General features: G+C 64.1%; 20 protein-coding genes and 1 tRNA gene. 5 read left to right on the top strand and 16 right to left on the bottom strand.

Translation table 11 applies throughout. The features are described 5' to 3' along the window. Window positions 1-118 precede the first annotated feature (118 nt). The 5 genes from MFF62_RS17815 to MFF62_RS17795 all read right to left on the bottom strand — a co-directional run bounded on the left by MFF62_RS17815 (window position 119) and on the right by MFF62_RS17795 (window position 3,035). Window positions 119-454: a hemin uptake protein HemP gene (locus MFF62_RS17815; protein WP_238264462.1), complete on the bottom strand. Its 336-nt coding sequence runs from the start codon at window positions 452-454 to the stop codon at window positions 119-121. Between the two features lie 290 nt (window positions 455-744). After that, complete coding sequence (locus MFF62_RS17810; RefSeq protein ID WP_238264461.1) at window positions 745-1,158, bottom strand: ExbD/TolR family protein; 414 nt, start codon at window positions 1,156-1,158, stop codon at window positions 745-747. Window positions 1,159-1,192: 34 nt separating this feature from the next. Then, complete coding sequence (locus tag MFF62_RS17805; protein WP_238264460.1) at window positions 1,193-1,924, bottom strand: MotA/TolQ/ExbB proton channel family protein; 732 nt, start codon at window positions 1,922-1,924, stop codon at window positions 1,193-1,195. Between the two features lie 51 nt (window positions 1,925-1,975). Further along, window positions 1,976-2,632, bottom strand: a complete 657-nt coding sequence (locus MFF62_RS17800; protein ID WP_238264459.1) for an energy transducer TonB — start codon at window positions 2,630-2,632, stop codon at window positions 1,976-1,978. Between the two features lie 43 nt (window positions 2,633-2,675). After that, window positions 2,676-3,035: a hypothetical protein gene (locus MFF62_RS17795; RefSeq protein ID WP_238264458.1), complete on the bottom strand. Its 360-nt coding sequence runs from the start codon at window positions 3,033-3,035 to the stop codon at window positions 2,676-2,678. Between the two features lie 62 nt (window positions 3,036-3,097). On the opposite strand from MFF62_RS17795, the gene MFF62_RS17790 reads away from it, so the two are divergent. Next, entirely contained in the window at window positions 3,098-5,413 is a 2,316-nt protein-coding gene (locus MFF62_RS17790; RefSeq protein WP_238264457.1) for an AAA family ATPase, read from the top strand. Here the strand turns inward: MFF62_RS17790 and murI are convergent. From murI to MFF62_RS17775, 3 genes are all read right to left on the bottom strand, one after another. Next, window positions 5,403-6,224, bottom strand: a complete 822-nt coding sequence (gene murI, locus MFF62_RS17785) for a glutamate racemase (RefSeq protein WP_238264456.1) — start codon at window positions 6,222-6,224, stop codon at window positions 5,403-5,405. The two genes, MFF62_RS17790 and murI, sit on opposite strands and share 11 nt — an antisense overlap. 176 nt (window positions 6,225-6,400) lie before the next feature. After that, window positions 6,401-7,924: a fumarate hydratase gene (locus MFF62_RS17780; RefSeq protein ID WP_238264455.1), complete on the bottom strand. Its 1,524-nt coding sequence runs from the start codon at window positions 7,922-7,924 to the stop codon at window positions 6,401-6,403. Window positions 7,925-8,066: 142 nt separating this feature from the next. After that, window positions 8,067-8,630 carry a TIGR00645 family protein gene (locus MFF62_RS17775; protein WP_238264454.1) on the bottom strand — a complete coding sequence of 188 codons (564 nt, stop codon included), beginning with the start codon at window positions 8,628-8,630 and terminating at the stop codon, window positions 8,067-8,069. Between the two features lie 351 nt (window positions 8,631-8,981). Between MFF62_RS17775 and acs the strand changes: the two genes are divergently transcribed. Together acs and MFF62_RS17765 are read left to right on the top strand one after the other, a co-directional pair. Then, a complete protein-coding gene (acs, locus tag MFF62_RS17770) occupies window positions 8,982-10,964 on the top strand; it encodes an acetate--CoA ligase (protein WP_238264453.1) in 1,983 nt (660 codons plus the stop codon). A gap of 109 nt (window positions 10,965-11,073) precedes the next feature. Beyond that, window positions 11,074-13,125 carry a VC_2705 family sodium/solute symporter gene (locus tag MFF62_RS17765; RefSeq protein WP_238264452.1) on the top strand — a complete coding sequence of 684 codons (2,052 nt, stop codon included), beginning with the start codon at window positions 11,074-11,076 and terminating at the stop codon, window positions 13,123-13,125. A 197-nt stretch (window positions 13,126-13,322) separates the two neighbouring features. Here the strand turns inward: MFF62_RS17765 and MFF62_RS17760 are convergent. Beyond that, window positions 13,323-13,413 (bottom strand) — tRNA-Ser (locus MFF62_RS17760). A gap of 175 nt (window positions 13,414-13,588) precedes the next feature. On the opposite strand from MFF62_RS17760, the gene MFF62_RS17755 reads away from it, so the two are divergent. Further along, window positions 13,589-14,590 (top strand): LysR family transcriptional regulator, encoded by a 1,002-nt coding sequence (locus tag MFF62_RS17755; protein WP_238264451.1) that lies wholly within the window; start codon window positions 13,589-13,591, stop codon window positions 14,588-14,590. Window positions 14,591-14,652: 62 nt separating this feature from the next. Here the strand turns inward: MFF62_RS17755 and MFF62_RS17750 are convergent, their stop codons facing one another. After that, window positions 14,653-15,204, bottom strand: a complete 552-nt coding sequence (locus MFF62_RS17750; RefSeq protein ID WP_238264450.1) for a hypothetical protein — start codon at window positions 15,202-15,204, stop codon at window positions 14,653-14,655. Between the two features lie 188 nt (window positions 15,205-15,392). Here MFF62_RS17750 and MFF62_RS30785 point away from each other — a divergent pair, with 188 nt between their 5' ends. Beyond that, complete coding sequence (locus tag MFF62_RS30785; protein WP_283205353.1) at window positions 15,393-15,521, top strand: hypothetical protein; 129 nt, start codon at window positions 15,393-15,395, stop codon at window positions 15,519-15,521. A 31-nt stretch (window positions 15,522-15,552) separates the two neighbouring features. On the opposite strand, the gene MFF62_RS17745 is transcribed toward MFF62_RS30785, so the two are convergent. The 6 genes from MFF62_RS17745 to bcsG form a co-directional block, all read right to left on the bottom strand. Then, window positions 15,553-16,269, bottom strand: a complete 717-nt coding sequence (locus MFF62_RS17745) for a GGDEF domain-containing protein (protein ID WP_238264748.1) — start codon at window positions 16,267-16,269, stop codon at window positions 15,553-15,555. Window positions 16,270-16,301: 32 nt separating this feature from the next. Continuing rightward, window positions 16,302-16,691 carry a DUF1987 domain-containing protein gene (locus tag MFF62_RS17740; protein ID WP_238264449.1) on the bottom strand — a complete coding sequence of 130 codons (390 nt, stop codon included), beginning with the start codon at window positions 16,689-16,691 and terminating at the stop codon, window positions 16,302-16,304. A gap of 23 nt (window positions 16,692-16,714) precedes the next feature. Continuing rightward, complete coding sequence (locus tag MFF62_RS17735; protein WP_238264448.1) at window positions 16,715-17,287, bottom strand: SiaB family protein kinase; 573 nt, start codon at window positions 17,285-17,287, stop codon at window positions 16,715-16,717. Between the two features lie 30 nt (window positions 17,288-17,317). Beyond that, entirely contained in the window at window positions 17,318-18,577 is a 1,260-nt protein-coding gene (locus MFF62_RS17730; protein WP_238264447.1) for a SpoIIE family protein phosphatase, read from the bottom strand. A gap of 96 nt (window positions 18,578-18,673) precedes the next feature. Next, window positions 18,674-18,925: a BcsR/BcsP family cellulose biosynthesis protein gene (bcsR, locus tag MFF62_RS17725; protein ID WP_238264446.1), complete on the bottom strand. Its 252-nt coding sequence runs from the start codon at window positions 18,923-18,925 to the stop codon at window positions 18,674-18,676. Beyond that, complete coding sequence (gene bcsG / locus MFF62_RS17720) at window positions 18,922-20,478, bottom strand: cellulose biosynthesis protein BcsG (protein WP_238264445.1); 1,557 nt, start codon at window positions 20,476-20,478, stop codon at window positions 18,922-18,924. Before bcsG ends, bcsR begins: the two co-directional genes overlap by 4 nt. Window positions 20,479-20,497: the final 19 nt, after the last annotated feature.

The following is a 20,497-nucleotide window of genomic DNA, read 5'->3' as shown; positions in this document are numbered from 1 at the left end:
CCGGTCAGGCAAGGGGTCTGAAGTTCTTGCCTGACAGGGGATTCCGATCGTCTGGCTACTGCCTAACACCCGTTGGACGGGTGGTCCCCACAAAAGTCTTTACAGAGATCCGACCGGCTTACTTGGTCAGGATCAGCTTGCCGTATCGCGTAACGCGCAGCGTATAAACGTCGCCGTTATGCAGGATAGGCAGGGTCGTGGCGCCATGCATGATTGCATCGAGCGGCACGGCGGGCGTGTCGGTGTTGCTGGCCGGGGCCTGGCGCATCAGCGCTTCCAGTCGGGCGGGCAGGGCGGCAACGGCCGACTTGACCGATTCGAGCGCCGACGAGGCACCCGAGGAAGAAGCGTTGGCCTCGCGGCTTGCCTTAGGGGCAACCTCCACGCGGCGCAGGGAAAGGCGGCGGCGCGTGACTTCACGCGGTTGCGACAGCGGCAGGCTCAGAGTGCTCATTGTTTTCTCCGTTCGAAGTATCCGTTCGTCCCTTAGGGGCGGTGGATGTCTGCTCGATCCGCGTTTGCGAATCACGATGGAAGAATCTTAAATGAGAACCGTTATCATTACAAGCAACTTCTCATGAAGTTACATCTGTGACGTATTCGTGAGTGTTCGTGGCGATGCGCGACATGAGGCGCCGCCCGGGACATGCGCCGACATGGCATCAAAAAAACAAAACGGGCACCCTGGAGAGGGTGCCCGTTTTGTCGAAACATCCGATCGAAACAGCCGATCGTAGCGATGGATCAGTGCTTGGGTTCGGTGATGAAGCCGATCTTGCCCAGGCCGCCGTGCTGCGCGGCGGCCATGACCTCGGCCACGCGCTCATAGCGAACCTCGCGGTCGGCGCGCAGGTGCAGCTCGGGCTGCGGCTCAAGTTGCGCCGCTTCCGCAATGCGCTGCTCCAGCTGCTGCGAATCCACTTCCTGCTGGTTCCAGAACACCTTGCCCTGTGCATCGACGGAAACGTTGATGTTCTGGGGCTTGGTGTCGTTGGGTTGGTTCGTCGCACGCGGCAGGTCGATCTTGACCGCGTGGTTGATGACGGGAATCGTGATGATGAAGATGATCAGCAGCACCAGCATGACGTCCACCAGCGGCGTCATGTTGATTTCGCTCATCACCTCGTCGTCGTCTGCGTCGAGAGTACCGAATGCCATGATGCTTTCCTTCGGGCGCTTGGAGAGCCAGCGCTTAGTTCTTCACGGCCAGACGCATCGACGCATCGTCGGAAGCGCGCGTGGCGGAGGTCGGACGCACGCGGGCGCCGGTCACGAAATAGGCGTGCAGGTCGTGCGCGAAGCGGTTCAGCTTGCTGATCACGCCCTTGTTGCCACGGCTCAGCGCGTTGTAACCCAGCACGGCGGGGATAGCCACGGCCAGGCCGAAGGCGGTCATGATCAGCGCCTCGCCCACGGGGCCGGCAACCTTGTCGATGGTCGGCACGCCCGAGGCGCCAATGCCGATCAGCGCGTGGTAGATGCCCCACACGGTACCGAACAGGCCGACGAACGGCGCGGTGGAACCCACCGAAGCCAGCACGGCCAGGCCGGATTGCATGCGGGCCACGGCCTCGTCGATCGAGCTCTTGAGCGAGCGGGTCAACCAGTCCGAGATGTCCAGTGCGTCATGCAGCTGCGGCTGGCTGGCGCGGTGGTGCTGGGCGGCTTCCTTGCCGGTGATTGCCAGCGTGCGGAACGGGTTGGCATCGCTGGCGCCGAGGGTGTCCAGGGCGTGGTCGAAGTCGTCCGAATGCCAGAAGCGCTTTTCCGCGCCATGGGCCATCTTCTTGAGGCGGACCAGATCCCACGCCTTGGTGAGAATCACGATCCACGACGCGAGCGACATGATCAGCAGAATGATGGCGGTCGCGCGCATGACGAAATCGCCTTGCGACCAGAGGTGGGAGAGTCCGAGGTCCTGCATGGTGGTTCCTGAAAAGTTCTGTGTTTAGGGTATCGGAAAAATTCCGGGAAATCAGTTCAGCTCGAATTTGATCGGTTGCTGCGCGGTCGCGGCCATGGCCCGGCCGTTTTCCATGTACGGCTTGCAGCGGATCGCCTTGGCCGCGGTCAGCGCCGCGTCGTCGAGACGTTCGGAGCCGCTGGTCTTGGAAACCACAGCCTTGACCACCTTGCCGTTCTCGTCGAAGTTCAGGCGAATCGTGGCGGTGCCGGTTTCACCCATGCGCTGCGACTGGCGCGGATACACGGGCTGCGGTGGCGAGCACGCCATTTCGCCGATGCCCACGGCACGCGGCGCGGCATTGGTGGCGGCCGGCGGCGGTGCGGGCGGCTCCGGTGCAGGCGGCGCGGGCGGGGCCGGCGGCGCTTCGATCGCGGTCGGCGACGGCGGCAGCGATGCCACCGGCGTCGGCGTCGGTTGCGGCTTGGGCGGCGTCGGGCGCGGCGTCACGACCTTGACCTGCTTGGGCGGCGCGGGCTGCGGCTTGGGAGGTTCGGGGGCGGGTGGTTCCGGCTTCGGCTGCTCCATCGGAATGATGCGGGCCATGATTTCCGGGGCGATCACGGCCTCGGTCAGTTTGCGAGCCAACCCGCTTTGGATCAGGTACAGCAGTCCGGCGTGAAACAACAGGACGGCAAGAGTGATCTTTAAAAATCGTTGATCGAACATGAGAGGAACGACAGGTACGACAGGTGTACACCTTGCGGCGCAATCACTTGCGGTAGAACAGGATCAGCGAGATACCACATCCGACCAGCAGGCTCAGTAGCAATTCCATGATGATAACGCTCCAAAGAAACACAGCTGTTAAGTAACCGGTTACAGAGGGGAGCGCCACTCTTGGGCAGCGTATCAGCGCGATAGTATAAACGATAATGATTCTTATTTGTTGCACATTGTGCAATGCGTGACGGTCTTCGTTACGTCTTTCATTGCGTGCGCCACACCAATTCGCCCGCCGATGTCGGGCCGGCGTTGCGTGGGCCCGCACGCGCCAAGGCGTGCCGCCGATGCCCCACTTGCGGAAAACCGCGCTACGATTAACAGGAATCCCCCAGTTAGCGGCAGACACGGCACAGGTCAGGCGCTCCCCGCGGTCCGGACGCCCAACGCCCTGTGCGAAGGGAACCAGCCATGGATTTCACCCGTTTTGCTGAAGACGACCGCACGATGGACGACCGCAGCACGATGCTGCGTACGTCGTCCGGGCCGGCGGGAACCTCGGCGCTCGACTGGATGTGCGCCCAGTTCGCGCTGCGCGTGGTCTGCGCGCTCGGGCCGCGTTTCAATCTGCGCAGCAACATCAACGACGTGCTGACCGTCAGCGCGCAGGAAATGGTGTGGCCGTACGGCGTAGTGCTGCGCGTGCAGCGCTTCCTGTCCGCGCGCTGCGCCGACATGCCGGCGTGGAAGGGCGCGTCGCGCTTGTCGCCCGAGGAATTCCTGGAGCGCCACGGCCAATGGAACAGTGCCTTCGATGAAAGCGCGCTGTTTTACTACCTGGACGAATACGTCAAGCACCACGCCAAGGACATGTTCGCGGTGTTCGCCGCATCGTCGGCGGCCATCGCGGCACGGCTCGATGGCGAACGCGTGCTGCTGGTGCGCAATATCGACATGCTGAGCCACGTGCTGAACTTGCCCGAGCACGAGCGCAAGCTGCTGCTGTACGCGGCGCTGGCCAAGTACAAGCGCGACCTGCGCGCGGTGATGGTGGACTGCAAGGTGGCGCACAGCCAGGAGGCGTTCCAGATCCTGTCCGGCCTGACGGGCGCCAATCCCGGCGATATTGCCGCATCGTTGCGTCCGGGGTCTCGGCTGGAAACACTGAATCTGATCGAGCAGCCTCTGCCGGAGAACAGCGTCACGGACCTGGGCGACCTGATGCGCCTGTCCGACCGTCTGCTGCACGTGCTGCTGGGCAACTACGCGAGCGAGGCAGAGATGATGGCGGTCTTCACGCGTCCTGCCGCGCCGCCGACGCTGGGTACCAGCGACTATCCGCATGTCGAGACCGATGCGCGTTACCTGACGGCGTTGCTCGGCAACGCTACGCGCCAGAACGCGTCTGGCGTGAATGTGCTGATCTACGGCACGCCCGGCACGGGCAAGACGGAATTCGCGCGGCTGGTGGCGCGCGAAGCGGGTTGCGAGTTGTACGAGGTGGATTGCTTCGACCGCGACGGCAACAGCCTGTCGGGCAAGGATCGCTACAGATCGTTGCAGGTGTCACAAGCCTTCCTGCGCGGACGTCCGCGCACGGCGCTGCTGTTCGATGAAGTGGAGGACGTCTTCCCGGGCAGCGCGCGCGAACTGATGAGCCTGTTCGGACAGGAAGACACACGCGGGTCGGTCAACGGCAAGGCCTGGGTGAACCAGACGCTCGAACAGAACCCAGTGCCTGTGATCTGGATTTCGAATTCGATCCGCCAGATCGATCCCGCCTATCTCCGGCGCTTCCAGTTCCACCTCGAACTAAAGATTCCGCCACCCCAGGTGCGCGAGAACATCATCCGCAAGCATCTTGGCAGCCTGTCGGTCAGCGATGCCTTCGTGGCGATGCTGGCCGCCCGCAAGACGCTGACGCCGGCCCAGGTGCAATCGGCGGCGCGCTTTGTCGAGCTGGCGCGGCCCGACGTAGATGAGCCAGTGGAGGCACTGATCCTGCGGCAGCTGGAACACGCCGACCGAGCGATGGGCCTGCGTCCCGAGGCCGAGGCGCGTCCGGTGGTGACCCACTATCGGCTCGACAACCTGAACCTGGAAACGCGCTACGCGGTGGACAAGGTGGTGCAGGCGCTGGGTGCGCGCAAGCGTGGCACGCTGTGCTTCTACGGGCCGCCGGGCACGGGCAAGACGGCGCTGGCCGAGCACATCGCGCAGGCGCTCGACCTGCCGCTGATGATTCGCCGCGCGTCGGACCTGATGAGCAAGTACGTGGGTGAAACCGAGCAACAGATCGCGGCGATGTTCGCGCGCGCCGAGGAAGATGGCGCTGTGCTGCTGCTCGACGAAGCCGACAGCTTCATGCAGAGCCGCCAGCAGGCGGTGCGCAACTACGAGGTGTCCGAGGTCAACGAGATGCTGCAGGGCATGGAGCGCTTCAATGGCATCTTCGTTTGCACCACGAACCTGTTCGACCGGATCGACGAGGCGGCGCTGCGTCGTTTTTCCTTCAAGATCCGCTTCCTGCCGCTCAAGCCCGCGCAGCGCGAGACCATGTTCGTCGACGAAGCGCTCGACGGCGACGCCGGCCGCATGACCGACGCAATGCGGCGCGATCTCGATGCGATGGACTGCCTGACACCTGGCGATTTCGCCACGGTCAAGCGCCAGTCAGTGGTATTGGGCGAAGCGTTGACGCCCGATGAATTCATGGCGCAACTGCGCCAGGAGCATGCCGTAAAGCCCGACGTGCGCAATCACAAGCCCGTGGGCTTCATTCGGTAACGGCGACCGGGGGCGCCGGTTCGATGGCCACGGTCTCGGCGTCGGCCTCCACGCGCAGCAGCGTCCATGCCATGTCGCGCAGATGCGCGGCGTCCTTGGTGGACACATAGCGGATGGTTGGCGTGGCCTCAGGGTTGGCCGCCAGGTCGAATTCGGCGAGCTTGCGCGCGAGCTGCCGCGCAATGGCCGTACCGGTATCGATCAGCGTCAGGCGGTTGCCCACCATGTCGCGGATCGTCTCCGACAGGAAAGGGTAGTGCGTGCAGCCCAGCACCAGCGTATCGGCGCCCGCATCGAGCATCGGCTGCAGATAGGCATCGAGCTTCTCGCGGATCGCCGGGCTCGATATTTCACCTTGTTCGATCAGCGAGACCAGGCCGTGCCCGGCCACGCACAGGTACTGGCTGTCCTGCGCCTGCGATGCCAGCAGCCGGTTGAATTTGGCGCTCTTGAGCGTGTTGGCGGTGGCCAGCACTCCGACGACCTTGCTTTGGCTTTGGGATGCTGCGGGCTTCAGGCCCGGTTCCACGCCGATGATCGGCACGGCCAGCCGCTCGCGCAGTGTCTGCACCGCATGCATGGTCGCGGTGTTGCACGCAATGACCAGCGCCTTGCAGCCCTGTGCCAGCAGCCATTCGCAGACCTGCAGCGTGCGGTCCTCGACAAAGCGCTCCGGCTTCTCGCCATAGGGTGCGTAGCGTGAATCGGCAACGTAGATCAGCGATTCATGCGGCAGCATGGCCCGCACTTCGCGCAGGACCGACAGGCCGCCAAGGCCAGAATCGAAAATGCCGATGGGGGAGGCGTTCACGCAGAGAGGGGAGGGATGGAGGGGGTTGCTCCCCTCTCCCGCTTGCGGGAGAGGGGCGGGGGTGAGGGCATTGCGGTTCTGCTTGCCGAAACGCGGCAATTTGGACCACCGCGCCCTCACCCCCAACCCCTCTCCCGCCGAGGCGGGAGAGGGGAGCCAGGACAGCAAGGGAAGGCTTAGGCCGCAGCGACCGGAATCTTGCCGATCTTTGCTTGCCACTCGGCGGGGCCGGTCTTGTGCACCGACGTGCCCGAGCTGTCCACGGCCACCGTCACCGGCATGTCCTTGACGTCGAACTCGTAGATCGCTTCCATGCCCAGGTCTTCGAAAGCCAGCACCTTGGCGCCACGGATTGCCTTCGACACCAGGTAGGCGGCGCCGCCCACGGCCATCAGGTAGGCCGACTTGTGCTTCTGGATCGATTCGATCGCCACGGGGCCGCGCTCGGCCTTGCCGATCATCGCGATCAGGCCGGTCTGCGACAGCATCGTCTCGGTGAACTTGTCCATGCGGGTGGCGGTGGTGGGGCCAGCCGGGCCAACCACTTCGTCGCGCACCGGATCCACGGGGCCCACGTAGTAGATCACGCGGTTCGTGAAGTCGATGGGCAGCTTCTCGCCCTTGGCCAGCATGTCGGCGATGCGCTTGTGCGCGGCATCGCGGCCGGTCAGCATCTTGCCGTTCAGCAGCAGGGTCTGGCCCGGCTTCCACGAGGCCACTTCTTCCGGCGTCAGGTTGTTCAGGTCAACGCTCTTTGACGTTTCGGTGTCCGGTGCCCATTCCACCTTCGGCCAGGCGTTCAGGTCCGGCGCTTCCAGCTTGGCCGGGCCGCTGCCGTCCAGCGTGAAGTGCACGTGACGGGTGGCTGCGCAATTCGGGATCATCGCCACCGGCTTCGACGCAGCGTGCGTCGGGGTAGCCATGATCTTGACGTCCAGCACGGTGGCCAGGCCGCCCAGGCCCTGCGCGCCAATGCCCAGCGCGTTGACCTTCTCGTACAGTTCGACGCGCATTTCCTCGACCCAGTCACGCGGGCCGCGGGCGATGATGTCCTGGATGTCGATGGATTCCATCAGCGATTCCTTGGCCATCAGCATCGCCTTCTCGGCGGTGCCGCCAATGCCGATGCCCAGCATGCCCGGCGGGCACCAGCCGGCGCCCATCGTCGGCACGGTCTTCAGCACCCAGTCGACGATCGAGTCGGACGGGTTCAGCATGACGAACTTCGACTTGTTTTCCGAGCCACCGCCCTTGGCGGCTACCTGGATGTCCACAGTGTTGCCCGGCACCACTTCATAGTGGATGACGGCCGGGGTGTTGTCCTTGGTGTTCTTACGGGCGCCTTCCGGCGGGCTGACGATCGAGGCGCGCAGCACGTTGTCGGGGTGCGTGTAACCGCGGCGCACGCCTTCGTTGATCATGTCGCTCAGGCCCATCGTGGCGCCGTCCCAGCGGACGTCCATCCCCACCTTGACGAAGATCGTGACGATGCCGGTGTCCTGGCACAGCGGACGCTTGCCTTCGGCGCACATACGGCTGTTGGTCAGGATCTGCGCAATGGCGTCCTTGGCCGCGGGACTCTGTTCCAGCTCATAGGCACGGCCCAGGCTGGTGATGTAGTCCATCGGGTGGTAATAGCTGATGTACTGCAGCGAGTCGGCGACGCTCTGGATGAGGTCTTCTTGCTTGATGACTGTCATTTTGTGGGGGAGGGCAGCGGTGAAACACAGCCCGGGATGATACACCGTGGCGACGACGGCTGTATGGCCTGCATACAGTCGTCGACACCTTTGGTCGGGTATTGCGATGGGGCGAAGACATCACCCCGGCGGGGCAGTCTGGTCAGTGTGCCTGTTGCGCCGCACCATCGGTGCCGGCGGCGCCATGTCCGGGCGCGGGGTGCGGATGCGACACCATGCGGTCCACCCAGGCCATGGCCAGCGCGGACGCCAGGAAGGCCACGTGGATGATGACCTGCCACATGATCGTATGCGTGCTGCGCTGCTCCGCATCGATGAAGGTCTTCAGCAGGTGGATCGACGAGATGCCGATCAGCGCCATCGACAGCTTCACCTTCAGCACGCCGGCGTTGACGTGGTCCAGCCACTCGGGTTCGTCGGGATGGTTGTCGATGCCCAGGCGCGAGACAAAGGTCTCGTAGCCGCCCACGATCACCATGATCAGCAGGTTCGAGATCATGACCACATCGATCAGGCCCAGCACCACCAGCATGATCTTGGTTTCGTCGTAGGTGGTGACGTGCGACACCAGGTGCCAGACCTCGACCAGGAAGTGATAGACGTACACGCCCTGCGCCACGATCAGGCCGAGGTAGAGCGGCAACTGCAGCCAGCGCGAGGCAAAGATGATGCGTGGGATGGGGCGTAGCGGGGTTTGTTGTGCCATGGGCGGAGCGAAGCGGAAGTGAATGTCGCCAGACAATTGAAGTGGGGGCTGATTGTACCGTGCGCCCCATGACACCCGGCAGCGCAAAAAGGTAACCGGCCGCTACGTTCGGGTATTCCGGCGCGGCGCAAGGTAGCTGTGCTAACTTAGTAGAGCCGACTGCACTTGTGCCCCAGTCTCCCGCGCCCCCGCTCGCCAAAAGCTGTTGCATCGCACCATCCGCCTCGCGGCGGACGCGCGCCATCGGCAGGTTTGGCTGTCGGGTCTCACCGATGCTTGACCGTCAGGTTTAAGTAAGGCGCTGAGCGTACCTTGCACCCAAAGCAGTCAAAGCCAAACAGGAGACAACCCATGTCCGCCATCGAGTCGGTGATGCAGGAGCATCGCGTTTTCAATCCCCCCGAGGCATTCGCGAAGAACGCCGCCATCCCGAGCATGGAGGCGTACAACGCCCTGTGCGCCGAGGCCGAGCGCGACTACGAGGGCTTCTGGGCGCGCCACGCCCGCGAGCTGCTGCACTGGCACAAGCCGTTCGCCAAGGTGCTCGATGAAAGCAACGCGCCGTTCTACAAGTGGTTCGAGGACGGCCAGCTCAATGCGTCGTACAACTGCCTGGACCGCAATATCGAGAAGGGCATCGGCGACAAGACCGCCATCGTCTTCGAAGCCGACGACGGCACCGTCTCGCGCGTCAGCTACCAGGAACTGCTGGCCAAGGTCAGCCGCTTCGCCAATGGCCTGAAGGCGCTGGGCATCAAGAAGGGTGACCGCGTGGTCATCTACATGCCGATGTCGGTCGAAGGCGTGGTGGCCATGCAGGCCTGCGCACGGATCGGCGCCACGCACTCGGTGGTGTTCGGCGGTTTCTCGGCCAAGTCGCTGCAGGAACGCCTGGTTGACGTGGGTGCCGTGGCACTGATCACCGCCGACGAGCAGATGCGCGGTGGCAAGGCGCTGCCGCTCAAGGCGATTGCCGACGAAGCGCTGGCGCTGGGTGGCTGCGAAGCCGTCAAGAACGTGGTGGTCTACCGCCGCACCGGTGGCAAGGTCGGCTGGACCGAGGGTCGCGACCGCTATATGGAAGACGTGGCGGCCGGCCAGCCCGACCATTGCGAAGCCGAACCGGTGGGCGCCGAGCATCCGCTGTTCGTGCTCTACACGTCGGGTTCCACGGGCAAGCCGAAGGGCGTGCAGCACAGCACCGGCGGCTACCTGCTGTGGGCGCTGATGACCATGCGCTGGACGTTTGACCTCAAGCCCGAGGACATGTTCTGGTGCACCGCCGATATCGGCTGGGTCACCGGCCACACCTATATTGCCTACGGTCCGCTGGCGGCCGGCGCCACGCAGGTGGTGTTCGAAGGCGTGCCGACGTACCCGAACGCCGGCCGCTTCTGGGAAATGATCCAGCGCCACAAGGTCAGCATCTTCTACACGGCGCCTACCGCGATCCGTTCGCTGATCAAGGCGGCCGAGGCCGACGAAAAGATCCATCCGAAGCAGTACGACCTGTCCAGCCTGCGCCTGCTGGGCACCGTGGGCGAGCCGATCAATCCGGAAGCCTGGATGTGGTACTACAAGAACATCGGCAACGAGCGCTGCCCGATCGTCGACACGTTCTGGCAGACCGAAACTGGCGGCCACGTGATCACGCCGCTGCCGGGCGCCACGCCGCTGGTGCCGGGTTCGTGCACGCTGCCGCTGCCGGGCATCATGGCGGCCATCGTCGACGAGACCGGTCAAGACGTGGCCAATGGTAGTGGCGGCATTCTGGTGATCAAGCGTCCGTGGCCGTCGATGATCCGCACCATCTGGGGCGATCCGGAACGCTTCAAGAAGAGCTACTTCCCCGAGGAACTGGGTGGCACGCTCTATCTGGCCGGCGACGGCTCGATCCGCGACAAGGACACCGGCTACTTCACGATCATGGGCCGGATCGACGACGTGCTGAACGTGTCGGGCCACCGCATGGGCACGATGGAGATCGAATCGGCATTGGTGTCGAACCCGATCGTCGCCGAAGCCGCCGTGGTGGGCCGCCCCGACGACACCACGGGCGAGGCTATCTGCGCGTTCGTGGTGCTCAAGCGCTCGCGCCCCACGGGCGACGAGGCCACCAAGATCGCGGCCGAGCTGCGCAATTGGGTCGGCAAGGAAATCGGTCCGATCGCCAAGCCCAAGGACATCCGCTTCGGCGACAACCTGCCCAAGACCCGCTCGGGCAAGATCATGCGCCGCCTGCTGAGGTCGCTGGCCAAGGGCGAGGAAATCACGCAGGACACCTCGACGCTGGAGAACCCGGCCATCCTGGACCAGTTGAAGCAGGCGCAGTAACGCAGTAACGTCCGTTCATGCACGCTGTGCGCTGGCGTGAATCCCGTTGTGCCCGCCCCGGCATTCGCCGGTGCGGGCACAATGCATTTGTCACCCGTCTTCCGACCTGATGCCAGACACCCAGTCCCGCTTTCGCCACCGGCTGATGCTGTACTACGGCCTGTTCACGCTGGGCCTGTTCGGCTTTGTCGGCATGATGGCGCTGCTCGAGCATTCGAACGCCGATGCGCTGTGGCTGGGCTACGTGTTCCTGTTCGTCACGATCGCGATCTATGCCTGCATCGGCCTGATCTGCCGCACCTCGGACCTCAACGAATACTATGTGGCCGGCCGGCGCGTGCCGGCCATGTTCAACGGCATGGCCATCGCGGCCGACTGGATGAGCGCCGCGTCGTTCATCGGCCTGGCCGGCATCATCTTCGCGTCGGGCTACGAGGGGCTGGCCTATGTGATGGGCTGGACCGGCGGCTACTGCCTGGTGGCCTTTCTATTGGCGCCGTACCTGCGCAAGTACGGCGGCTACACGATTCCCGATTTCCTGGCGGCGCGCTATGGCAACGGCAAGCCGGGCGGCAATATCCCCGTGCGCGCGATTGCCGTGCTGGCGGCGTCGCTATGCTCGTTCGTCTACCTGGTGGCGCAGATCCAGGGCGTGGGGCTGATCGTCACGCGCTTCATCGGCGTGGAATTCGCGGTGGGCGTGTTCTTCGGGCTCGCGGGCATCCTGGTGTGCTCGTTCCTGGGCGGCATGCGCGCGGTGACGTGGACGCAGGTGGCGCAGTACATCATGCTGATCGTGGCCTTCCTGCTGGCGGTGTCGCTGATCGCATGGAAGCACCACCAGCAGGTGTTGCCGCAGGTGAGCTACGGCAGTCTGCTGCAACGGATCAATGCCGAGGAGAAGCGGCTCGAACGCGATCCGGCCGAGCAACAGGTGCGGGACATGTTCCGGCAGCAGGCCATCGAACTGCAGGACCGCATTGCCCGGCTGCCGCTGTCGTTCAACGAAGAACGCCAGATCCTGGATGCGCGTCTGCTGGAACTGCGCGCCCGCAACGCGCCGCTGCGCGAGATCAAGACCGCGGAGCGCGAGCGGCAGGCATTCCCGGTGGATGCGACCGATGCGCAGCAACAATGGACGCAGATGCGAGAGGAAGCCCTGGCGCGCAGCCAGCCGGCCACTTCCTCCACCGAACCGTATCCGGCTGCATCGGAACAGGAACGCAAGACGCGCAGGCTCAACTTCGTGCTGCTGGTCTTCTGCCTGATGGTCGGCACCGCAAGCCTGCCGCACATCCTGACGCGGCTCTACACGACGCCGTCGGTCAAGGAGACCCGCAACTCCGTGGCCTGGGCCGTGTTCTGCATCGCGCTGCTGTACGTCTCGGCCCCGACATTGGCCGCGCTGGTCAAGGTCGAGTTCTTCCAACACCTGGTGGGCACGCCATACACCGAACTGCCGCAATGGGTAGTACAATGGCGCAAGGTCGATCCGCCGGTGTTCGGCATCCGGGACATCAACGGCGATGGCATCGTGCAATGGGCCGAGATCCTGATCCAGCCCGACATGATCGTGCTGGCCGCACCCGAAATCGCCGGACTGCCCTATGTGATCTCCGGCCTGGTGGCGGCAGGCGCGCTGGCCGCGGCGCTGTCCACGGCCGATGGCTTGCTGCTGACCATCGCCAACGCGCTGTCGCACGACGTCTACTATCACATGATCGACCGCCAGGCGAGCCACCAGCGCCGCGTGACCACGGCCAAGGTGGTGCTGCTGGGCGTGGCACTGTTTGCGTCATACGTGACGTCGCTGCGGCCCGGCAACATCCTGTTCCTGGTGGGCGCGGCATTCTCGCTGGCCGCCTCGAGTTTCTTCCCGGTGCTGGTGCTGGCCATCTTCTGGCGCCGCACGACAGCCGCTGGCGCCGTCGCCGGCATGGCAACCGGCCTGGGCGTGGCGGTGTACTACATCTTCGTGAACTACCCGTTCTTCACCCGCATGACAGGCATCTTCGGCAACCGCTGGTTCGGCGTGGACCCCATCGCCTCAGGCGCCTTCGGCGTGCCGGCAGGGTTTGCTGCGGCGATTCTGGTCAGTTTGATTACGCCGAGGAATGCGCCGGTGATTGATCGGTTGGTGAATTATTTGAGGAAGGGGTAGGGAAGGTCGGAAGAAACGAAAACGCCCGCTGACGCGGGCGTTGGAAATCTCTGGCGGGGAGAAGGGGATTCGCCTACACACGCGCAGGCCGCGGATTCGCTTGCAAGCGAATCCCTTCGAATCCCCTGCGCAAGCCAAACTATTGGCTTGCTTCTCTCCGGAAACGAAAACGCCCGCTTGCGCGGGCGTTCAAATTCTGGCGGAGAGAAGGGGATTCGAACCCCTGATAGGCTATTAACCTATACACGCTTTCCAGGCGTGCGACTTCAACCACTCATCCATCTCTCCGGGAAGTCGCGGATTATAGCAGAGCCGACGCGGGTGTCTAGCAGTGATGCAGTGCATCGTCATGCCGTGACGGCAAGTGGCTTCGGCGGCGTCCGCGTGGGTTGCGTCTTGCGTTAATATCTGACTGGTCAATTATTTTCGCGTGACCTGGACGCGAGCATCGAGACTTCCCTGCATGAGCGATTTGGAAATATTGGAGCGTGGCATCGAGCTGGATGGCACGCAGCGCGCCAACCCGTTGTCTGCCAGTTTTGCGTCGAGCTACGCGGGCATCATGGCGTTCGTGGCCGTGGCGAGCGAAGGAAACTTTGCCAAGGCGGCTCAGCGGCTGGGTATCGGGCGCTCGGCGGTCAGTCGCAATGTCTCGAAGCTGGAAGCCCAGTTGAATACGCGATTGTTTCTGCGCACCACGCGTACGACGACGCTCACGCGCGAAGGCCAGCGCTTCTACGACAACTGCCATCTCGGCGTGACGCATATCGTCGATGCGATGCGCGAGATGATCGATCTGCGTACGGGGCCGCCCAGTGGACTGGTGCGCATCAGCTCGTCACTGTGTTTTGGTCGACGCGTCGTGGCGCCGCTGCTCGAACGCTTTTCCAAGGTCTATCCAGGCATCGACCTGGAACTGCTGCTCGACGACCGGCCGACCGACTTTGTGTCGGACGATATCGACGTGGCGTTCCGCAATGGCCGTATCGAGGACTCGGCCATCGTCGGCAAGCTCCTGATGCCGATGCAGATGATCATGGTGGCATCGCCCGCGTATGCGCAGGAATACGGGCTGCCCGAAACCCCCGACGATCTAGTCGCGCATCAGTGCATCAACTATCGCTTCTGGCATGGCCGCCTGTTCGAGTGGGAATTCAATGTCGACGGCCAGTTGCGCAAGTACCAGCCCGCTCCCCGGCGTACTTTCAATGACTTTGAACTCGTGCTCGACGCCGTGCTGCAGGGGCAGGGCATCGCACAGACGGCGGGCTACCTGGTGCGCGAGCACATTGCCGCCGGGCAACTGGTGGTGGCAATGCCTTCGTATGCGCCGTCCGATCGCGGCCACTATCTCTGCTACCTCAGCCGCCAGCACCTGCCCGCGCGCATTCGCGTGTTCATCGACTTCATGACCGATGCGATCCGGGCGCTCGATTTCCGGTGCGACGGCGACGCAATAACCTGAGCCCCAAAAAAAGTGCCCGCTGCGCGGGGGCGAGCGGGCCGGGATAAATGTCATGGGGTCAATCATGACTGGGGTTGATTGTCTTCTAATGTATCTCCGGCGTCTTCCCTACGGTGGAGGGGAAGTTTCCGTTGCGGCGTGGTTGTCCTGTCAACCTGCGCGGCGCTTGCCGCCGCCATGTTCCTGCCCGATTCGAACGCGCTGATGATCCCCGACGTCATGGTCGCGTTGAGGCTGGCCAGCGCGACGGCGGTTGCGCTGGCGGCAATCCAGATGTTCCATTTCAGCGATCGGGTTTCCCGGCGCGTTTCCAGGAATTCCTCGCGGTTCAGCTTGAGCTGTTCCGTGAAGCGGACCTCGTGCTCCCGCTGCCGCTCATGCAACGCGGCAAACTGAACGTCCACGCGTTCGCGTTCGAGCCGGAAGCCACGGTCCATCTCGGCGCTCAGGCGATCGAACCCGCGATTCATCTCGCCGGACAACTGCTCGATTCGTTTTTCGGTTGCCGCCGCGCGCTTGTCCATGGCGGCGAAGCGCGCGTCGATGCGTTCGAGCGGCTGGTCCAGACGCTCGTCGAAGCGCCGCAGGTGCGCGTCGAATTCGCCCCAGGTCACCGTGTCCGTACGATAGTGGCGTCTGCCCGATCGATGTCTGGTCTGTCCTCGCATATTGGTAAGCCTCCTTGGCCTGAACTGTTCAGCCCTGACTCTCGCGTGTTTTCGCTCCGATTGATATGAGACGATTCGCAAAGTCGGACAGTCCCGCCTACCATGCAAGGACACCCACTTCACCGGAGCCCCGCATGTCGAAGGAAAACGGAGGATTTGCCGTGTCGACGCTGATCGCATTTGCCGTGGCCGGCATGGCGTTCACCGCATCGCTGGTTCTGGCGTACTACGCCACGCACCCCGAGAGGATCGGCAGGCAATAACGCGGGCGAAGCAGGGCGCAGGCGGCGCTGCTCAGGCCGCGAGGGCGCGCGTCACGCGATTGCGGCCGCTGCGCTTGGCTTCGTAAAGGGCTTCGTCGGCGCGGCCGTAGGCGTGCTCGAAGCTGCGGCCCTGGGCCGACCAGCTGACGCCAAAGCTGGCGGTTACCTGGCGGTTCACGGGCGGCGGAAAGCCGAGGTCGGCAATCGCGCGGCGCATCTGCTCGGCCAGTTCCAGCGCGTCGTCCATGGATATTCCAGGCAATAGTGCCGCGAATTCCTCGCCCCCCACGCGCCCGATGGCGCCTTCCGCGCGGACGGTGTCCTTCAGACAGGCTGTCACGCCGCAGATCACGGTGTCACCGGCCGGGTGCCCGAAATCGTCGTTGAGCCGCTTGAAGTAGTCGATGTCGAGCACGATCAGCGCCAGGCTGCCGCGCGCCAGCGCGGCCGTGGCGCGGTCGATCACGGCGCCGCGATTCAGGGCGCCGGTCAGCGTGTCGTGCGTGGCCCGATATTCAAGCTCCTGTGCCAGCTCCTGCAGCCGGTGGTTCAGCCGGTTCATTTCCAGCTCTTCGCGGTCGCTGCGCCGGATCAGTCGGCGCGTTTCCCGCATGAGCCGTTCGTAGTAGCTGATCAGCTGGCCGAGCGTATGGCGATAGGCTTCCTCGCCCGCGTCGACGTCGCAGAACACGGCCTTGGCGTGCGCTAGGGCGCTGTTCTCCGATTCGAACAGGTCCGGTTCCGACATGGCTGCGGCGGAGGGCATGTCGCGCGGTGCGTTCAACTGCTGGTGGTCACTTCGTCGATGAACTCGATGGCGGGAAAGTCATCGTGCAGTTCCTGGCCGAATTCCAGGATCGTGTCGTCGTCCTCGTCGTGGAACCAGTGCAGTGTGACGTGGTTGCCGCGTTCGGCCGCCTCGTTGAGCGCGTCGAACATGCTGAACAGCATCTTGGTGCTGGAGCTGTTGAAGTACGTCAGGGCCACGTTCACGGTGATGTCCGTGTCCTCGCAGTCCGTCAGGTAAGTGCGCAGGCGGCTCAGGGCTTCGCCGTAGAACACGGCGGCATTCTCGGGATACGACTCGCCCTTGAGCGAGAGCGTGTGCCGCGCGAAATCGAAGCTCACTTCCGGCGAGCTTGGCGTGGCGGCGATAAACAGGTTTTCCATGGCGTTCTGTGCGATCGGTCGGGTCAGATGGTGGCGACGAGCTGAAACATCGTCGAAACCGGGTCCGTATCGATCGGCTGAAAGTTGTACTCCAGGGGCGCGCTGGCATCTCGCGCCATCGTCAGGAAGCCGAGCCCGGCGCCCTTGCTGCCCTCGGGGGCGTCCGCGCGCAACGTTTCCTTGTAGGCGCGCTTGATCTCTTCCAGTGTCATGGTCCGCACCTTCTCCAGCGAGCCGCGCAACTGCTCCACGCGGGCCGAGGAAACCGGGTTCGAACACATCAGTCGATAGTGCTCGTCCACCATACTGATGCAGACCGACCCGTGGCGCAGCTGGCCATCGGGCTGCGACGGCGCCGTCAGCGAATCCGAGGAATAGTGCACGATGTTCTGCGCCATCTCCACGAACGACGAGAACAGCTTGCGCCGCGTGGTGCCATCCACGCCGCTCACGGTAAGCTGCAGGCGCACCGCATCGGACATGGCGGCGATGATGTTCTGCGAAAAGTAGCCGACGTAGTAGAAAATCACGTTGCGTTCCCGAGCCATCTGGAAGAAAGGCTCAAATTCCTTGTCAATCGATTGTGCGGCGGTCATGGGCAAACGGTTGGGTGCGCAAAACGTGAGTCATTGCGCACGGAAGCAAAAGAAGGTCAGGTCGTCGCGGCGGCGCTGCTCGCCTTGCCACGTGCGATGCACGTCCAGCACGGCGTCGCTGATCTGCGCGGCCGACGCGTCGCGCCGCGCGCAGATCGCCTCGCGCATGCGGCGCTTGCCAAACGCGATTTCCTTGGGCCCGCCGATCTGGTCGATCAGGCCGTCGGTGGTCACGAATACCAGCGTACCGGTCTGCGTGGGCACGGTGCCGTTCTGCCAGACGTAGTCCATGGTGGTGTCCACGTAGCCCACGCCCATGCGCGCGCCGTTGATCATCTCGCCATCGGCGTCGCCGGGCTGCAGCACGAACAGCGACGATTTCGCGCCGGCGAACGTGAGCTGGCGCGTGGCGTTGTCGAACCAGAAGAACGCGGCATCCAGGCCATCGTCCGATTCCGAGGTGTCGCGCAGCGGGCGTGCTTCGCCAACCCGTTCGCGGTCCGTCTGGCCCAGCATCTGCTTGATGCCACGGTTCACGGCCATCAGCAGTGCGCCCGGATCACGCGGGCCCAGTTGCTCCAGCGCCTGGGTCAGCAGCGACGACGCAATCAGTGTCATGAAGGCGCCCGGCACGCCGTGGCCGGTGCAGTCGGCCAGCGCGGCGAACCAGCCATCCTTGAACGCGGCAAAGTGATAGAAGTCCCCGCCCACCACGTCGCGCGGCTCCCACACCAGCGCGGCGTCGGCCAGCGTGGCAGTCAGCGTTTCGCGCGACGTACGCAGCATGGCCCGCTGGATCGTGCTCGCGTAGTCGATGCTGTGCATGATCTGGCGGTTGCGCTCGGCCTGCATGTCGGCTACCACGCGCATCAGTTGCAGGCCGTGGCCCAGGCCGATGTACTGCCCGGCGCGCGCCACGATAAAGCCGTCGGCCAGCGCCTTCTCGCCATACTCCACCGTGCGGAACGTCAGCGCGTCGATGCTCATCTCGGCGTCGACGACCAGCGGTTCCTTATCCATGAACGCGATGCAACTCTTGCGGTTGTAGAGCTCGCGGTGATACGGCTTGCTCATCTGCGACAGGAAGATCGACCGGTTGATCAGGCCGATCGGCCGGCCTTGCTCGGTGACGGGCAAGCAGGCGAGCTCACGGTGCAGCGCAAAGACTTCCAGCACGTCCTGGTTCGTGTGGTCGGTGGTGACCGATGGCGTAGGCACGGCCAGGTCCTCTGCGCATGGCTGCCGGAAGCGCGGTCGCGCAGCAGGGGAATCCACCAGGAAGCCGGACATGAGGAAGCAAGCGGGGAATTGGAAAATGGCCCCGAGTCTAGGCGGCGTTTATGTCGAATCCGTGACGAAAACTGCTGTAAATCCGGTGAGGCGGCCCTACTCGCGAGGGGTGGCGGCATTAGCGTATTGCGCGGGTTCTCCGGTCTCCGGGGCGGTAAGGTCCAACCCCATCGCCCGCGCCAGCAGCGGCCAGCGTTGCGTGGCCTCGGCGGTCTCCACTTCGCCTTGCTGGTCGAAGTAGTTGCCGTTGTCAAAGCCGTCCACCTTCTGGGCCAGCGCGTCGACATCGTTGTAGGCGATGGCCGCCTTGCGCGACGTGATCAGCCGGGTGATCGGGCGCGCGCTCATTTCTGTTCCACCCAGACGCCATCGGGCGTGTGCACCACATAGCCATCGGTGCGCTTCATCGTGACGGTGCCTTCGTTCTCGCCCACCATCTGGGTCTGCGGCAGGTCGTCCGAATAGTGGGACAGCTCCGGCGCGCCCTGGCGGAACGGACTGTCGGCGATCAGGTTGAACATCAGCTGCGACAGGCCCAGGAAGCTCATCGGCGCATCGATGGTCACGGGCTGCGGCGTTTCCGTGCCCGGCAACCCGACGAGTTTCACACCCACGGGTACGTGGATGATGTTCGGCGTCGGAATCTCGCGCAGGCCCGAGATCTGGTTCTTGTCCCCGCGCAGCGCGGCACCGTGCTCCGGCACGAAGATCACAACCGCCTTGCGACCCGATTTGGCGATGGTGTCGATGATCCGGTCCACGTCGTCCAGCAGCGCCTTGAGCCGCAGCGGGTACGACTCCAGGCTGGTCAGGCGCTTGCCTGGCAGCCGGTTGCCGTCGTGCAGCGTCACGGTGTTGTAGTAGAGCGCCACGGGCTTCTTGTCCTGCGCCAGCCGCTTGGTGTACCAGCTGTCGAACGTGTTGAAATCGCCGAGCACCGGCGAGTCGTCGAAGGCGCGCATGGCCACGGGCACGCCGTCGGTGGCCTCGGGCTGGATGCCGGGCATGCCGATTTCCTTGTCTACGAAGCCACGGAAATCGTCGAAGCGCCCGTCGTGGTTCATCAGCACATGCGGCGTGAAGCCGGCCTGCGCCAGGTCCGCGAAGATGTGGCATTCGGCCGGGGCCGGATCGTACAGGTTCTTGTGCGGTTGCTGTCCGCAGGCGCCGCGCAGCACGCGGATCGCGGCCGGGCCGCTGTAGCTGGCGGCCGAGCTGAAGTTTTTGAACAGGTAGTCGAAGCGCGACAGCAGCGGATGGTTCAGGCTGCGGGCGGCATCCAGGTCGTCCCACGACAGCGAGCAGATGTGCAGGATGATCACATCGAACTGCGCGTCGGGGCTGGCGGTCAGCGGTGCCACGGTGGCGGTGCGTTGCGCCTCCTGCTGACGGAACGCGGCCAGGATCGCGTCGTAGTTGTTGGTGGCGTTGATGTCGGCGCGTGGGCTGTCGGCGGCGCGTGCCACGGCCTGGCTCCTGCCCGGCAGCTCGATGCCCAGGCCGTACCAGAACGGCATCGCGAACAGCGCGATCAGCACGAACGTGGTGGTGCGCAGCCAGCGGTTCACCAGCAGGAAGACCGCCAGCACCAGCAGCACGGCCACCACCATCTGGATCGACACCAGCCGCTGCAGCAACTCCACCAGGTAGGCCGGCGTGAACGCCCGGATGTTCGAGAACTGCGAGATCACGCGTTCGAACGGCGGCAGCATCGATTCGCGCCACGCCAGCGCGGCGCCCACGCCTATCGCCAGGACCTGCCGGATCACGCGCAGCGGCCGCGATTCCATGGGCGCCACCAGCAGCAGCGCAAAGACGATGTTCAGGATCCATATCGGCTTCATCTGCCCGGTATGGAACAGGTAGAGCTTGGCGATGAAGTAGAGGTTCCAGAGTCCCATGTCGTGCTCGTCTGGCGGG

This window comes from Cupriavidus pauculus, from assembly GCF_022179805.1.
Taxonomy (GTDB): Bacteria; Pseudomonadota; Gammaproteobacteria; order Burkholderiales; family Burkholderiaceae; genus Cupriavidus; species Cupriavidus pauculus_E.
Note: the sequence above shows the minus strand (reverse complement) of the source record. Positions and strands in the feature narration are given on the sequence as shown.

Excerpts from the sequence above, each read along its gene's own strand:
- MFF62_RS17740 (WP_238264449.1), bottom strand. The coding sequence starts at position 16,691 with ATGGAAAACCTGTTTATCGCCGCCACGCCAAGCTCGCCGGAAGTGAGC.
- bcsG (WP_238264445.1), bottom strand. The coding sequence starts at position 20,478 with ATGGGACTCTGGAACCTCTACTTCATCGCCAAGCTCTACCTGTTCCAT.
- MFF62_RS17735 (WP_238264448.1), bottom strand. The coding sequence starts at position 17,287 with ATGACCGCCGCACAATCGATTGACAAGGAATTTGAGCCTTTCTTCCAG.
- MFF62_RS17765 (WP_238264452.1), top strand. The coding sequence starts at position 11,074 with ATGCCAGACACCCAGTCCCGCTTTCGCCACCGGCTGATGCTGTACTAC.
- acs (WP_238264453.1), top strand. The coding sequence starts at position 8,982 with ATGTCCGCCATCGAGTCGGTGATGCAGGAGCATCGCGTTTTCAATCCC.
- MFF62_RS17810 (WP_238264461.1), bottom strand. The coding sequence starts at position 1,158 with ATGGCATTCGGTACTCTCGACGCAGACGACGACGAGGTGATGAGCGAA.
- MFF62_RS17815 (WP_238264462.1), bottom strand. The coding sequence starts at position 454 with ATGAGCACTCTGAGCCTGCCGCTGTCGCAACCGCGTGAAGTCACGCGC.
- MFF62_RS17745 (WP_238264748.1), bottom strand. The coding sequence starts at position 16,269 with ATGTCGGAACCGGACCTGTTCGAATCGGAGAACAGCGCCCTAGCGCAC.
- MFF62_RS30785 (WP_283205353.1), top strand. The coding sequence starts at position 15,393 with ATGTCGAAGGAAAACGGAGGATTTGCCGTGTCGACGCTGATCGCATTT.
- MFF62_RS17800 (WP_238264459.1), bottom strand. The coding sequence starts at position 2,632 with ATGTTCGATCAACGATTTTTAAAGATCACTCTTGCCGTCCTGTTGTTT.
- MFF62_RS17805 (WP_238264460.1), bottom strand. The coding sequence starts at position 1,924 with ATGCAGGACCTCGGACTCTCCCACCTCTGGTCGCAAGGCGATTTCGTC.
- MFF62_RS17730 (WP_238264447.1), bottom strand. The coding sequence starts at position 18,577 with ATGTCCGGCTTCCTGGTGGATTCCCCTGCTGCGCGACCGCGCTTCCGG.
- MFF62_RS17790 (WP_238264457.1), top strand. The coding sequence starts at position 3,098 with ATGGATTTCACCCGTTTTGCTGAAGACGACCGCACGATGGACGACCGC.
- MFF62_RS17775 (WP_238264454.1), bottom strand. The coding sequence starts at position 8,630 with ATGGCACAACAAACCCCGCTACGCCCCATCCCACGCATCATCTTTGCC.
- MFF62_RS17780 (WP_238264455.1), bottom strand. The coding sequence starts at position 7,924 with ATGACAGTCATCAAGCAAGAAGACCTCATCCAGAGCGTCGCCGACTCG.
- bcsR (WP_238264446.1), bottom strand. The coding sequence starts at position 18,925 with ATGAGCGCGCGCCCGATCACCCGGCTGATCACGTCGCGCAAGGCGGCC.
- MFF62_RS17755 (WP_238264451.1), top strand. The coding sequence starts at position 13,589 with ATGAGCGATTTGGAAATATTGGAGCGTGGCATCGAGCTGGATGGCACG.